The organism is Bradyrhizobium sp., from assembly GCF_049512235.1.
GTDB lineage: Bacteria > Pseudomonadota > Alphaproteobacteria > Rhizobiales > Xanthobacteraceae > Bradyrhizobium.
In genome coordinates this window covers 1-15,321 of the sequence record NZ_JBEKXH010000125.1, presented here as the reverse complement: position 1 = coordinate 15,321, position 15,321 = coordinate 1, and the positions used below count along the sequence as shown (strand labels likewise).

The window sequence follows — 15,321 nt, the reverse complement described above, 5'->3', positions numbered from 1 at the left end:
GAGCCAAAAACTGTAGCGCTGCAGCAATTCGGTCACCAGCGATGCGGTGCTCCAGCCGTCGATCACCGAGTCGCTGAAGCTCAGCATCAATCGGATCGAGTCGATGCCCAAGATGTCGATCGAAAAGCGGATCAGCGGCGCCCGGCTCCATTCGAACGGCGCTTGCTTTTCCGCGGCGATCCAGGCGGTCAGGCTTGCTTCCTGCTGTTCGGCTGGCTCCGCGCTGAGATCCCTGATCGCGAGCGAAACAGGCACACTGCCGTGCACCAATTGCATGGGCTCGGAATATTCCGTCAGATCAAAGGAGGTGCGAAGGATATCATGCCGGGCTACGACCTCGTCGAGCGCGATGCGAAAGAGCCGGGCGTCGAAGCGGACCGACAGCCGATAGACGAAGATATCATGATAGAGTGACGATTCCGGGTGCTGCTGATTGTGAAAAATCACGCCGGCCTGGATGCGGGCCAAGGGATAAGCGTCTTCAACATCGTCCGGCAAGTTTTGTCGGTCGCGTGGAGACAACAGCGCGCCGGCGACGCGCTCTGCGGCACGCTGCGACGGCAGTTCCGAAGCGGCTGCCTGGATGCAGGGCGCCAGACCCCGGATGGTCTGGTGGCGAAACAGCTCCTCCAGCGAGCAAGCGAATCCCTTCTCACGAAGCTTGGCCACGATCTGAAGGGCACGCATCGAATCGCCGCCTAACTCGAAGAAGCTGTCATCCACTCCGATCGGACTGATACCGAGTACCTCGGACCAGGTTTCCGCCATTGCCTTTTCTTGCGGCGAAGTCGGCTCGGCAAAAGCCGTCTCCATATCGGGCCGGCTTGAGTCTGGAGCCTGCAAGGCGCGGATGTCGAGTTTTCCATTTTGCGTCATGGGCAGCGCCGGCAGCGCGACGAAAGCCGAAGGCACCATGCTGTCGGGCAGTTGGGTCCGGAGAAATTGGCGCCACTCTGCGGCAGCTGGCACAGGGCAGTCGTTGCATGCCACGTAGGCCACAAGCCGATCCCAAGCCGCCCTGTCGCCCGGCATTTTTCCTTTGAGAAATTTACGCATGCCCGGCTGGCTTGCGCTCGCGATCATGTCGGAGACTGCGCCAACGCGACGCACGACGACCGCGACCTGTCGCACGGCGGGATGCCGGCTTAACGCGGCTTCGATCTCTTCCAGCTCGACGCGGAATCCATTGATCTTGACCTGGCGATCTATACGCCCGAGAAAGCTGAGGTTCTGGTCCGCAAGGCGGCGAACCAGGTCCCCCGATCGGTACATCCGCGCGCCCTCGGCAGCTCCGAGCGTTGCCGGAAGAAAGCGCTCCGCCGTCAAGTCGGGCCGCTTGATATAGCCGCGGGCGACTTGCGCGCCGCCAATATAAAGCTCACCGGTTTCACCGGCGCCGACCTCGCGCAGGTCGCGATCCAGCACGCCCAATTGTGTGTTGGCAACCGGACGTCCGATCGGAACGTTTGACGGCGGCGTTTCCTCAGGTTCGACCGCATAGATCGAACACCCGACGACGGTTTCCGTCGGTCCGTATTCGTTGATGATGCGTGTCCGCGGCGAATGGGCGCGCCATGACCTGAGCGCGGCTTCGCGCAGGGCTTCGCCGCCGACGACCAATACCTCCGGCTGGAACAGCCGGTCGCCGCTGGAGAGTTCGGAAAGCGCAAGCAGGTGCGCCGGCGTCAGCTTGATCAAGCCAAGCTCTCGCTCTTCCAGAGCCTTCCGCAATGCTTCCGCTCCCGGCGCCTGCGGAAGCAGGATCATGGCCTGGCCCGTGACCAGCGGCAGAAAGAGGCTGGTGATCGTGAGATCGAAGCCGATCGATGTATGAACGGGCGTGATCCACGGCCGCGTGGTCGCGTAGGCCCGCTTGCACCATGTCAGGTAACCGGCCAGCCCCTGGTGCGGAACCATGACCCCTTTGGGTTTTCCGGTCGATCCGGAGGTGTAGATCACATAGGCAAGATGCTCGGCAGAAGTGCTGCTTGAAACGGGACATGCGCTTTCGATGTCGAGCAGGTGCCGATCACCGTCGATCCGTAAATTTTCATCCTGGCTGCGAGGCGGGAGCGCGGCGCAGAGGTCGTCCTGCGTAACCACGACGGCAACGTCGCACTCGTCCAGCATGTGGGCCAAGCGTTGCGGCGGCAGTGCCGGATCGAGGGCGAGAAAAGCTGCCCCCGCCTTCAGCACGCCCAATAGCGCAACCACGAGTTCGGGCGACCGCCGCAGATACACGCCCACGACGGTTTCCTCGCCGACGCCCCGCCGTCGCAGCAGGTGCGCCAGCTGATTGGCACGGCGATCGAGCTGGCGATGGGTCAGATACTGCTCGTTGTACACGACCGCCACAGCGTCAGGCGCGGCTTTCGCCTCGGCTTCAATCAGATGGTGGACGCATGCCGCGGACGGCAAGCTGGCCGCCTGGTTTTGCCGCGCGTCTGTATCCAGATTGGCGACAACGCTCTCCAGGAGCGCCTGGACCGCCGCAAGACACTGCCGGGCGTCTTCGGCGGAATGCATCGCGGCGTCGTAGTGAAGCTCCAGGGACAGACTTTCGCACCACCGGATGCATTGGAGCTTCCGGGCGTATCGGTCGTCGCAGACATACTGCGCAGCGGCGGCAAACGTCAGACCGCCGCTGACATACTCGTCGCGCAAGTCGTGGCTGGCGAAGTGAAACTCACACCCGGATAAGCCGACGGCGGCTGATCTGTTCACAGACTCGATGAACTCCAGCTCACAGTGGGGGAACTGACGCGCCAGATCGCTCAGCGTCGCCGGCCTCGGAAATGCGAACCGGACGGATAGCGTGACGGCGAATGGCCCCATCGCTGCGCGCAACTCTTCATGCGCGCGACCATCCCTGGTCCGCCCGACCGTGATCTCAGGCTGTCCGGTGATGTTGCGCAGCACGGCGGCCCAGCAGCTCATGAGAAGGGCGTCTTCCGAGATGCCGAGCGATCTGGCGAGATGCGCCAATCCTTGCTCCAGCTCGGGAGACAGGACCAGCGACACCACCTCCGGGTTGAACTTCACCGGGCCAGGACGCGGCATTTCCAAATCATCTTGCGCCTGCGCGGCCTGATCGTTTTGCCATTCCGAGAATTGCGCGTATTGCACGATCGTCGCCGGCACAGGCGCGCCGGCATGCGCGCCGTAGTCGCAGGCAATTTCGCGCAGTATATTCCGCAGCGTTTCGGCATCCGCACACAGCGGATGGGCACAGGCCAGCAGCGTGGCTTCTTGCTCGCCGGTCAGCAGGAGAGAGAAACGCAGCATGGGCCCGTTGACGATGTCGAACGGACGGAGGCAATCCCTGAGCATGAACTCCCTGAGTTTCGTCGCCGTCACCTCGGGCGCAATCCCTCGGAGGTCAGCCACATGCCACGCCGGTTTGAACCGGTCTGCGATCACTTGCAGCGGGCGCCTCATTCCGGGCAGCCGGCGGAACGTGGTCCTGAAGATATCGTGCCTGGCGACCAGCGCCCCGACAACCCGCTCCAACCGATCACAGTCGATATTTCCGGCGATGCGGACAGCCATCTGCGCCCGGTAGACGGCCGCCTCCTGGTCCAGCATCCACAACCGGCTTTGCTGCGTGGACAGGCGGAAACCCTGGATCGTGTCCTCGAACATCGCCGTCCTCAGCTATCCCGGCCGATCTCATCTCAGGCCGGCCATCACCCAGTTTTTTGCTCAAGGGCTTCAAACAAACCATGATTAAACCCGCGCTCCAGCCCATAGATCCGCTCAAGCGCTATGGCCAGTGTCTCGCGATTTGACGCGCTCAGGCTGCCGCGGAGCAGGAAGCTTCCGAGCGACAGTTTGTATTCCTTCAGGGACATCTGGATCTTCCGCATCAGCTCCCCGAGAGGATCCATGCATCCCGGAAAAGCTACCGCGATCCTAAAGTATTCCGCCTCCTTTGCCCGGTCGATCGGAAATAACCTGCGCAGCACGATCTCCAGCGGCTCGGCCTTCAGCAATGCGAAATCCATCGATCGTAGTGCGGCGGCCTGGACGTTCAGGCACGACAGGCCGGAGAGAATTTGCTCCCGATTGGCGAGCAGGGTCTCACGCAGAGACGCCGCCGCGCTGCCAAAATCGACGTGCGCGGTCTCTGTCCGGCGCGAAAGCCTGACCGCGCGGCCGGACCGGTCGCAGAATTCCAGGTAATCACGATGCGCGTGCCATACCGATTCAAACCCGACCTCGGCCAAAAACGCGTTCTTCCCCTCGATCGGCGTCTCCGGAGCGTCGATCACCTCGAACGTTCCTGCCAACACGTTAAAGCCGCAGACCAGAACGTGGTGGGGATAGTGCTCCCGGCGATAGAGCGTGTTGTAACGCGAGTGATAAGAAAATCGGTCAACTGGCACCAGAACCAAGGCACCTTGTCCGATTGCGGCTTGGAGCGCGCCGATCAAATCATCTTCTGGCGAAATGGGATCAGTATCGATGCCCATTTGTTTCAGAATCTCGGCCTCCGGCCGGTTTTCAAAATGAAACGCGGTGAGTGCCAGCGCGCTGGCGCCTTCGTCTTGCCCGTAAACGAATACATCATTGGTCCAGAAACGGCTCAGGTCTCCACCGAAATGTTGGACGGCCGCCATCAGCGGCATGTGCAGACAGCTCTTGTAGTAGAAGCGATCGAACGGCGTCACTCCAAGACTGACTTGAAGACTGACTTGAGGACTGGCTTGTAGACCGACTTGGCCGGACATCGCAACAGCGTCTCCTTGCTTTACCCGTTGGTCCAGACTCAGGCGCTGGACTTCACTTCGACCGTCCTGAGATGACCTTGACCCGACAGGCTTTCGAGCTCGATATCGGCTATGCAGCGCACCCGCACATAGTTGAGCGTCAGGTCGGCCTCGAGATGAACGCTGCCGGTCCCGGCGCCGAAATCCGCCGTACCGGTCTCGCAGGCGCCGCGATCCAACCGCATGCCGAGCTCGGTCCCGCCCCGGGTCTCGACGAATTTTACCAGAACAAAGCCGCGGTCCAGGCAATCCTTCAGGGCGCCAACCGTACGCTCCGGTCTGAGGCTGACCTCGATCCGGTGATGTCCGGTCGACAATCGGCTGATGATATCATCGCCAAGATCGGCTTCGGAAAGCCGCGCAGAGGTTCCGCTTTCCGAATCGGGCGGACGCCGCGCCGCCTCCTCCATTTTCTTCCGCAGACTGAGGGGTCGCATGTCGGTCCACACATCCTTGATGAAGGCGAGGCAATCGGACTTCGGTCCGCTCTGGCCGGCATCCCGCCATCCCGGCGGATTGTCCCGGTACTCGGGCCAGATGCTGTATTGCTCTTCGTGGTTGACGACCACCTTGTAGATGGTCTTGTCTTCTTCCTCGATGCTACTCATCTGAACCTTCCCCGCCCGAAACGCCCCGACGCCGATGCCCGACCTTTCGGCAGACTCCCGTATTTGCAGGCATCACGGGCGCTCCGCACTGTCTGACCGATCGGCTGGCGCTCGCGAGGACAATTTCCGACCTGACCAGGCCTGACCAGGTGCAGCATCAGCCTCGTCCAGATCCAGAACGGTCGCCTGGCGGCCATGCCAGGCCGCAATATACGTCCTGCTTCGCGACTCCGGCGTAATGAAGAAACTGCAATCCGTCTCGCGGAACTCGGCACCGCAGCTTTCGTAGTAATCGATCATCCTCTGGATCGGCGGATCTTTTCGGACCTCGCTGAAGGGATGGCCAAAAAACCGCTGGAAATTATCGTACCGGATACCTGCCTCGGTCAGCATGGCCTGACGAAGCGCATACATGGCGCATTCCGGCTTGTGATCTCTCAGGTCGCGGCAGGACTCGAACAGCAGGGGATCGTCCATGTATCGGTGCAGATTGACGTGAAAGTTTCGCAACCGGTGGTGGCCAAGGATGGATACCGCGCCGCTGCCAAATCCAATCCAGTCGCCCCGAAGATTGAAGTAATACTCCTCGCCCCTGCAGCGGTATTCGCGGGATCTTGCAAAATATCCCATCGTGTACTCTTCGTATCCTGCCGCTTCGAGCGTTTTCTTGACAAGCCGGTAGGACCTGCCGACATGGTCGACATCGGCTGCGCTACGGAAGCCTCGATGGATCTGCTTCGCCATCGCCGTCGTGGTCGTCGGACGAAAAATATAGACGGTGATATGTGTCGGCTGCAGCTCGGCCGCGGTCTTCAGCGAATATTCCAGCGACTCGAGCGTCTGCTCCGGCAGCGCCGCGATGAGATCGATATTGAACTGCTCGATCCCGGCCTGGCGTATCATGTCCACTGCTGCCATCGCCTGCTCGGGCGAGTGGCCACGCCCGGCGCGACGCAGTTCATCCGGATTGAACGACTGCACCCCCATGCTCAGCCGCATGACGCCAAGTGACTTCAGCATCTGCAGTTTTTCCGGCGTCAGCGTCTCCGGGCTCGCCTCCATGGTGTGCTCTTGCACCGCCGTCAGGTCGAAGGAGGTCCGCAGTGCGTCGACAATTCGGGCATGTCCGTCGGCTTCCAGCCGTGTCGGCGTTCCACCGCCCCAATAGATGAACTTGGGTACATAGCCGAGATCAATCAGTTGCGGACCGAGGTAGCGTATCTGCTTGCAGACCGCCTCGACATATCGCTCGCGGAGACCGGGTCCGCCCGTGAGCTGGCCGCCGGGAATATCGGCCACCCAATCGCAAAATGCGCATTTGTAGGAGCAGAACGGCACATGCACGTAGATCAGAAGCTCGCGATCACGCTCCCCTGCCAGTTCCCGCGCCAGCACAGGGATGAAATCGTGCGCGGAGATTGGCTTGCCCGATGCAACCGCCGCATCAGCCGGAGGACCACCATCGCCGTCAGCGATGCGATTGCGGCCCAGAGGCCGTTCTTCCCGCAGGAGCAGTTTTAGCAGCTCCCGCTTGTCCGCATCCAGGCCCTGGAGTCGCCGGTTGATGTCGTTCATCTTCTTCCTCAGAGGTTGTTGTTATAGCATCCTTCCCGGCGTCATCAAACCTGGTCGGGCGTCCTGGCTTTGCCGCTCTGAACCGCTTCCGCCCGCTTGGCTTCCAGCATCGACCTTGCCTCCTCGACCGAGAGCTGCTCCAGTTGGTCAAGCAGCGAAGCGGACGCTCTCCGGCTCTCTTGCGTCTCGATCACCGGCACCAGATCCGCGATCGTGACCGCGCCGAGGAACACCTTCAAGGGCACCTCCACATCCAGAATCTGGTGGACGCGATTGATGAACTGGATCGCCATCAGGGAGTTGCCGCCGAGCCTGAAGAAATCGTCGTTGAGACCGACTTTCTCCAGTCCGAGCAACTCTTTCCAGATGTCGGCGAGAAGTTGCTCCAGCGATGTGACGGGCGCCACGAACACCTCCTTGATCGCTGTGCGTTTGGGAGCCGGAAGGGCTGACCGGTCAACCTTGCCATTCGATGTCAGCGGCAATCCTTCGAGAAAGGTGAACTCGGCCGGCAACATGTATGCGGGCAATTTCGCCTTGAGGAAGATGCGTAGCTCGTCTGCGCGTGGCTGCTCCTGCATCGGCGCTGCGCCGGTCCGGCCCGCAGCCCCCGTCTTCCTGGTCGGATCGTCCACACCTCCCAGCAAGCAGTGCAGGAAGGTATGGCTTTTCGTCAGGCCGAACGAATCCCGCAATGGCGCTTGATCCACTCCGCCGATGGGACAAAGACCGAGACCGCAAGAAGCCGCCGCGGTCATCAGAAGCTGGCTCATGTAACCGGCTTCCAGCAGGCAGAAGTCCCGCGCAGCCTCTCCATACATCGGCGTGACCGCGTCCAGCTGCCCGATCAGGAACAACGAAAAAGCGGCCTCATTCGCGGCAGCCCGATTGACCGGGTGGTAGATATCAGGCGGGATCTGCGCTGCGTCCGACAGCAGCTCCAGACGGTGCTCTCCGGGATTGTAGTAATAGGTGCCCGCCGAAACGCCGGCTACCCGCAGCGGTTTGACGCAGACATAGGTCTGCACTGAATAGAGTGAACCGGCGGAGGCATAGCGATACTTGGGAAATGGCGATTCCTCGACGTTCACTTGCATGAGATTGTTCAGTAGCGCGCTGAACTGCTCGAAGGATAGTGGCTGTTGGCCGAAGACCCGGTGCGTGCGCCGTCCGCGATAGGTCTCGATCAGTTCGGCGTTGCGTTCTGGCTTCAGCAGTTGCACGCGGGCTGTGCCGTTATTCCTTCTGATCCCGGGCTGCTGCAGCGCAAAGTGCAGCCGCTCAAGCGGCCCGTTGATCAGCGCCGTCCCGTCCGCCGGCGCGGCGTCGGGAATCATGGCGGGGCTCTCGGCGAGCCCGCCATCCTGACGCGGTACCACATAGGCAATCAACCGCTGGCCGTCTTGTGGCCCGTGGGCAGTGACAACTGCGGAACTGACCGCTGGATGCTTCTCCAGCACCGCTTCGATCTCCCCCAGTTCGACCCGATGACCGCCAATCTTGACCTGGAAGTCTTCCCTTCCCAGAAACTCGATATTGCCGTCGGGCAGGTACCGTCCGAGGTCCCCGGTATGGAACAGACGCCGGTTGGTTACGGGATGGATGATGAACCGCTCGCTGGTCTTGGTCTCGTCGCGCCAGTAGCCGTCGGACAGGCCCGATCCTCCGATGAAGATTCGTCCCGTGACCCATGCCGGACAGGGCTTGAGAAATTCATCCAGAACCTCGACGGTCTGATTTTCCATCGCTCGGCCGTAGGGAATGCTCTTCCATTCGGCACGGACCTCCCCGATGGGATACAGAATTGACCAGATCGAAGCCTCGGTTGCGCCCCCCAGGCTGATGATCTCGACCCCTTCCGCCACCCTTCTCAACCGCGCCGGCAGACTGACGGGAAGCCAGTCGCCGCTGAGCAGCACCAGCCGCAATGACGGCGGCAATATTCGTTCGCCGATGATGGTTCGGGTCACCAGCATTTCGAGCAATGCCGGAACCGAGTTCCACACCGTCACGCTTTGCTCACGGATCAGGGCTTCCCAATGCCCGCTATCGCCGGGCTTGTCGGCGTCGGGGATGACGATCGTGCCACCCACCGAAAGCGGGCCGAAGATGTCGTAGACCGACAAGTCGAAGCTGAGCGACGAGACCGCCAGCACACGATCATCCCGGCCGACGCGGAAGCGCCGATTGACGTCGCCGATGGTGTTGACGGCCGCCCGATGGGAGATGATCACGCCCTTCGGCAGACCGGTCGAACCGGAAGTATAGATCACATAGGCTATTTGTTCCGGACTCACCAAGACTTCCGGGAGGTCTGCCTCGCGCTCTGCCGGTGCCAGCCTGTCTACCCAAAGCCGCTCCACCGCGGCAGGCCACTGCAGCTTTTCCTCAAGCCAGGATTGGGTGAGAACGATCTTGACCTGCGCATTCTCCAGAATGAACCGCTGACGCTCGGCGGGCAGCGCGGGATCGACGGGTAAATAGGCCGCTCCCGACTGCAGCACGCCCAAGACCGCGACCACCTGTTCCCAGCCTTTCTCCATCACGATCGCAACCAGTGAACTGGGGGGCGCATGCAGTGATCGAAGACGGCAAGCCACCGCGATCGAGCGTCGATGAAGCTCGTCGTAGCTCAGTGTGCGGCCTGAAGTCGCGATCGCTGCGGCCCCGGCGCGCCGATGTACTTGAGCCAAGAAAGCGGAATGAAGTAACTCGCCGGGCGCCGCCGCCGCAGGCTCCCGATCGACTGACCCGGCTTGCGAACGTCCATCACTCACGAGCGCTCGCGTGCGTTTCTGCCAATATCCGCCGTCGTCCGCCAGCCGTTTGAGAAGCCGGCAATAGGCCTGGAACATGTCTTGAACCAGTCCGTCAGGGAACAAATCCGGTAGGTAGTCCCACCAGAAAGACAGCCGGCCCGCTTTTTCGGCGACCTGATGATCGAGCCAGACCTGGGGAGCCTGTCCGCTGCTGTAGATCAACTTGCCCATCCAGGCTCTTGCATCGGGATCGTCTTGCACCGCAACGCCAAGCTGGCTCGTAAACACGATCGGCATCAGCGCACTGACGCTGTTGCGATCTTGGCGCCTCAGCGCGCGAAGCACCTCTACTCCGCTGTAATAGAAATGATCCAGGTCGCTCCAAAGCCTGGCCTGCAGGGATTGCGCCCGCAGTTCGAACGTTTCCTGATTGTTGTCTACATCCAGCATGGTCAACGAAGTGAAGTCGCCAACCAGGCGGTCGACCTGCGGATGGAAGGGAATGCGGTGATAGGTCGTCAGGTTAAGGGTGAATCGGCGGCTCTTGCTCCAGCGCGCCAGGATGTCTGCGTACGCTGCGCAAAGCAGGCCGGTGGAGGTCAGAGCCCGTGACGCGCCGCGAGACTTGAGCCGCTCCCAGGTTTCCCGATCGAGTTCTCCGAACAATGTCACAAACCGCGGCCGCGCAATTTCCTGGGGGTTTCTCGCGACCGGCAGCGCCGGCGGCGCCGGCAGCGTGGGGATGTGATCTGTCCAGTAGGCCTGGGCGCGACGGTAGAGCGCAGACTCGCGCAGCCCGCGTTCCGCGATGGCATAGTCGCGGAACGTGATGTCCAGGGCCTCAAGCGGTTGGTCAGGCGCGTGATAGAGGCGATGCAGCTCCTGCACGAGAACATTGGAGCTGACCGCATCGAACATCACGAGGTCGAAGCAGACGTGCAGACGGAGGCGGTCTTCGAGGCGATGCGCACGAATTTCGAACGGCGGCCATCGGTCCGTCTTCAAAGTCTGGCCGCTCATGCGCTGCCGCACGGCCTGGAGGTGGCGCTCCGATCCTTGCGGACTCATGCCCCTGACATCGACGACCTGCAATTCATAGGGCGCGACCGCATCGAGAACCTGGATGTGACCGTCGGGCAAAACGATAGCCCGTAGCATGTCGTGGCGCGCGATCAAGGCCCGGATAGCACCGGCGAATTTCTCGATATCGAGGCTCTCCACCTCCCATTCGAAATAGTTCGTACTTCCGACGTTACCGAGCTCGAAGGCATGATGGCGGCCGATCCAGTACGCCTGCTGGATCGGGTTAAGGGGAAATGGCTTGCTTCGCTCCCGCGGTCGCGGCCTCAGGTTGAGGAGTTCGGAAGCGATCTCCGTATTTCCTGCGCTGACCCTCTGGTCGATCGCTTGAGCCAGCTGTTCGATGGTGCGCGTCTGGAACAGGCTGCGCAACGGAAGGTGAACGCGGAAGACCTTCTCGATTCGCGCCATCAGCGTGATCGCCATCAAGGAGTGGCCGCCTAGATCAAAGAAGCTGACCCTCACCCCGACGCTGTCTATCCGCAACAGCTCGCACCAGATCGCGGCGAGCATCTTCTCCGTCTCCGTGGAGGCAGGCATCGCCTGCGGCGCGGCCCGGCTCGACGCCGGAAGCGCAGCCCGGTCAACTTTTCCGTTGAGCGTTCGCGGCAAGGCATTGACAGCGATGAAGGCGTCCGGGATCACCGACGACATGACGCTTTCTGACAACAGCGTCCGCAGCTCTGCTTCGCTGATCCGCTGCCCGCGATGCGCGACGAAATAGGCAGTCAGCCGGGTTTGACCGGACCCGTCCCGCCGGGCGACGACCGCGCATTCGCGAACCGCCGGGTGCATCGCAAGACTGGCTTCAAGTTCTAAAAGCTCGACGCGGATTCCCCGCACCTTGACCTGATGATCGAGGCGCCCGAGAAAGACGATGTTGCCGTCGGAGCCGTAGCGGCCGAGGTCTCCCGTTGCGTACAGCCGGGCGCCCGGCACGGCCCCAAAGGGGTCCGGAAGGAAGCACTCGGCACTGTATTCCGGTCGCTTGATGTAGCCCCTGGCCACACCATCACCGCCAAGGTGGACCTCGCCAGCCGAGCCGATGGGTACTGGCCTGAGGCGCTTTTCGAGCAGATAGATCTGAGAATTGGCGATCGGCCTGCCGATCGGAATCTGCGAGCCGTCGGCGCGGGACGGACAGGCGAAAGCCGTTGCCCAGACGGTGCCCTCCGTGGGCCCGTATTCGTTGATGAGCGTGGCGCGCGGAAGGGTGCGGTGGTGAAGCGATGCCACGTCGGCGGAGCAGGTCTCGCCAGCCACGATCACCGTTTCAAGGGACGACAGCGTGCCGGCGTCCGCTTCCGATAACAGATGCGAAAGCAGCGCTGGAATCATCAGGGTGTGGGAAACCTGATGCTCCCAAATGACGTTGCCGAGCTGCAGCAGGTTCGGCGCACTCGCCCATTTTCCGAGCACGAGCGTTCCCGCCTGGCACAGGGTGCCGAAGATCCCCGCGACAGAACTGTCAAACGCAATGGAGGAGACGAGCAGATACGCCACGATCTTGCGTTGGTAATAGATATCCCGCGCGTGCGTCGAATGAACGAGGTTTCGATGGCTCACCATCACGCCTTTGGGCGGACCGGAGGATCCGGACGTGAAAATGATGTAGGCGAGATTGTCCGGCTCAACGCTGGCAGCTACCGGATCGCCCCTTTCCCGACCGATGGCAGCCCACTGATCGAGACAGATCAGGTTTGTGGAACAAGGCGGCAATTGCTTCGCAAGATAAGTGAGCGTCAGCAGGATCTCCGCTCCGGCTTCCTCCAGGATGGCCGCCAAACGGGACGAAGGGGAAGCCGGATCGAGGGGAACATAGGCCCCGCCCGCCTTGAGTATCCCAAGAATTCCGACGATCGCCTCGATCGACTCGTCGACGCACAAGGCCACGAGGGTCTCCGCGCCTGCGCCCCTGGCCCTGAGGTAGCGCGCAAGCTGATTGCTCCGGACATCCAGCTCTCGATATGTCAGCGCGCCATCGCCCAGCGCGACGGCGATCCGGTCGGGAACGCGCTCCGCCTGCCGCTCGAACCATTGATGGATCAACCTGTGATCGGCGGATGCCGTGCTGGTATCGTTGAACCCGCGCAGCTGTTGGTCGCGCTCGATATCATCGACGACGTCGATCTCGTCGACGGTCAACTCTGGCGCGTCCAGCACGCGCCCCACCAGGGCCTGAAAGCTTCGCGTCCAGCGCCGTACGTCCTGTTCCCGGTAAAGGCCCGCGTCGAAATGGAGTTCGGTCCACATCTGGTCGCCGCGCCTGCCGCAGGACAACTTCAGTGCGAATGGCTCGGTGCAGGAGCGTCGTTTCCATAGCGAAAAGGTCACCTCGCGCGCAACAAAACACTCGCTCTCGAGCTGATACTCGAAGCACAGCGGAGCGAGTGATGTAGCGCCGTCGATCTGATCCCAACTGAAATATTCCTGGACGGCATCGATTTCGTCAATCAATTTGCTCAGCCGTTGCACCGCGCGCGGCAACGATTCCTCGCCGCGCAATCGAAATTGAAGCGGGATGTACTTGGCATACAAACCGACGGCGGACTTCAGTTCGTCATACTTTCGTCCGTCACAGCAAAAGCCCAGGACCGGATCCGGTCGGCCTGTCAGGCGTGAGACCAGCACCAGCCAGCACGTCAGTAGAAGGATGGTGGAATCGGCACCGAGATTTTCCGCGGCGGTTTCGATTCTGCTGACCTCGCCTGGCGCGAAGGAGCCGACCACGGATTGTGGATTGAAGCAGCCCGAGCGTTGCCCTGAAAGCTCGTCAGCGGGAGCGACCGCTGGCGCGGCGGCGAGATCAATCTGCGTCCACGGTCTGCGCTCGGCAACCTGATCCGCCGACTCCACCAGCGATTTCTGCCACTCGCAAAAGTCGGCGTACTGGATCGCGGGCGGAGAAGGCTGGATCTGGCCGTCCTGCCGGGCATATTCGCGGCCGAGTTCGCGCACCACATTGGCAATCGAGAGCGCATCCGCGCAGATGGCGGGCAGCGTCAGGATCAGGACCAACTCGTCCCTGGAGAGGGTTAGCAGCGCCGCGCGCACCAGCGGGCCCTGCACGAGGTCAAACGGATCCGCGCGAGCCCGGGTGAGCAGTTCGTCGACCTTGAGTTCTGCGGCCTCGGGCTGCCAGCCGGTGAGGTCGTGCCCCGGTCCCCAGCTGATGCCGGCCTGTGAAATGACCTGCAGCGGAGCCGACGTCAGGCCCGGCACGCAATGGAAGGTGGTGCGAAGAATCTCGCAGTGCTCCACGATCCGCTGCAGCGCAGCCCTCAGGCGTTCAGGGTCGGCGCCTCCGCGAATAAGAACCGCGGCCTGCGTGCAATAAGCGCCGGACGGTCCGGATTGCTGCAGCTCCCATAGGCGCTCCTGCTGGGGCGAAAGTCGATACCCTTCGAGCGACAAATTCTGCATATTCTCAACGCCCTAGCCCGACTTCCGAGCCGCCTCCCGCGCCTGAACCTGCCTTGGTTCCGGTGCGGGCCGGAGCTTTCTGGCGGGTCAATCCTATGCTGCGGTCGGAACGCGGCAGCGTCAACTAGAACGAGCAGGAATCTGGCCCAGAGAGCGGCAGGCGAGGCCATGGACCGCGCCGGTGGCGTGATGGCTTTTTCGGGAACAGGTCCAACCGAAGGCCGTAGCGGAAAAGGACGCCGGTTGCCGGCCGGACCATTGTCGGCGGCAGCTTGGCACCTTCCATGATAATATTGTGCCCGCCGCTTCTTTTGCCGAGCTATGAAATTCGAAGGGGAATAGCCAATGACGGCCCAAATTGAGTGCATCAATCCGATCCTGCTTGTCAAAGACATCAAGACGAGCCTGAATTACTATATGAAAGCCCTTGGCTTCGAAGCGGCGGATTGGGTCACGGAGAGTGCGACGTTTGCACTGGTCTTGCGCGACGGCTTCGGCATCTACCTCGCAGAGGAGTCCGAGATCCATTCAAAATGCTACGTCTGGATCGGCGTCGAGGACGTCGAGTCGATCTACGAAGAGTACAGGGAAAGCGGTGCCAACATTCAAAAAGTGCCCATCAACTATTCGTGGGCCTATGAAATGCGGGTCGAAGATCCCGACGGTCACGTCCTGCGTATCGGCTCGGAACCCAAGGAGGAACTTCCCTACAACGATTGAACGCTTTTGGTGCCGATCGAATCGTAGCTTTCCATATCGCCCATGGCCACAAGAAGCTTGCGTTCGCCGACGAACGGATTGCGCGCGTGCGCGACCAGGAGATTGTCGAGCATCAGAACGTCACCTTCCTGCCAGGGAAAGGTGACCTCCAGCGTCCGGTAGACATCGAGAATTTCCTCCATGACCCTATCCTCGATCACCGAGCCGTCTCCATAAAAGCAATTCCGCGGAAGATCCTCGTGCCGGTAGAGCGCGAGCAACGACTGGCGTATCTCGGCATCCAGGCAGGACAAATGCCAGTGCTGGGCCTGGTTGAACCATGTCATCTCGCCGGTTTGAGGGTGCCTCACCGCAGCCGGACGAACGCAGCTTGTGCGCAGGCGCCCG

The 15,321-nt window shown here is 61.5% G+C and carries 7 protein-coding genes; 1 reads left to right on the top strand and 6 read right to left on the bottom strand.

From position 1 onward, the window contains the following. From ABSG20_RS13925 to ABSG20_RS13905, 5 genes are all read right to left on the bottom strand, one after another. On the bottom strand, positions 1-3,642 hold a 3,642-nt coding region (locus ABSG20_RS13925), incomplete at its 3' end, for an amino acid adenylation domain-containing protein (protein ID WP_423865084.1). Positions 3,643-3,686: 44 nt separating this feature from the next. Beyond that, entirely contained in the window at positions 3,687-4,730 is a 1,044-nt protein-coding gene (locus ABSG20_RS13920) for a cysteine peptidase family C39 domain-containing protein (RefSeq protein WP_423865083.1), read from the bottom strand. Positions 4,731-4,768: 38 nt separating this feature from the next. Then, positions 4,769-5,377 (bottom strand): MbtH family protein, encoded by a 609-nt coding sequence (locus ABSG20_RS34890; RefSeq protein ID WP_490338323.1) that lies wholly within the window; start codon positions 5,375-5,377, stop codon positions 4,769-4,771. Between the two features lie 72 nt (positions 5,378-5,449). Next, positions 5,450-6,952, bottom strand: coding sequence for a coproporphyrinogen-III oxidase family protein (locus tag ABSG20_RS13910; RefSeq protein ID WP_423865082.1), 1,503 nt, complete (start codon positions 6,950-6,952; stop codon positions 5,450-5,452). Positions 6,953-6,996: 44 nt separating this feature from the next. Further along, entirely contained in the window at positions 6,997-14,214 is a 7,218-nt protein-coding gene (locus ABSG20_RS13905) for an amino acid adenylation domain-containing protein (RefSeq protein WP_423865081.1), read from the bottom strand. A gap of 345 nt (positions 14,215-14,559) precedes the next feature. On the opposite strand from ABSG20_RS13905, the gene ABSG20_RS13900 reads away from it, so the two are divergent. Next, positions 14,560-14,934 carry a VOC family protein gene (locus tag ABSG20_RS13900; protein WP_423865080.1) on the top strand — a complete coding sequence of 125 codons (375 nt, stop codon included), beginning with the start codon at positions 14,560-14,562 and terminating at the stop codon, positions 14,932-14,934. On the opposite strand, the gene ABSG20_RS13895 is transcribed toward ABSG20_RS13900, so the two are convergent. Further along, a partial coding sequence (locus ABSG20_RS13895) for a TauD/TfdA family dioxygenase (protein ID WP_423865079.1) occupies positions 14,922-15,321 on the bottom strand: 400 nt, incomplete at its 5' end. The genes ABSG20_RS13900 and ABSG20_RS13895 overlap by 13 nt on opposite strands.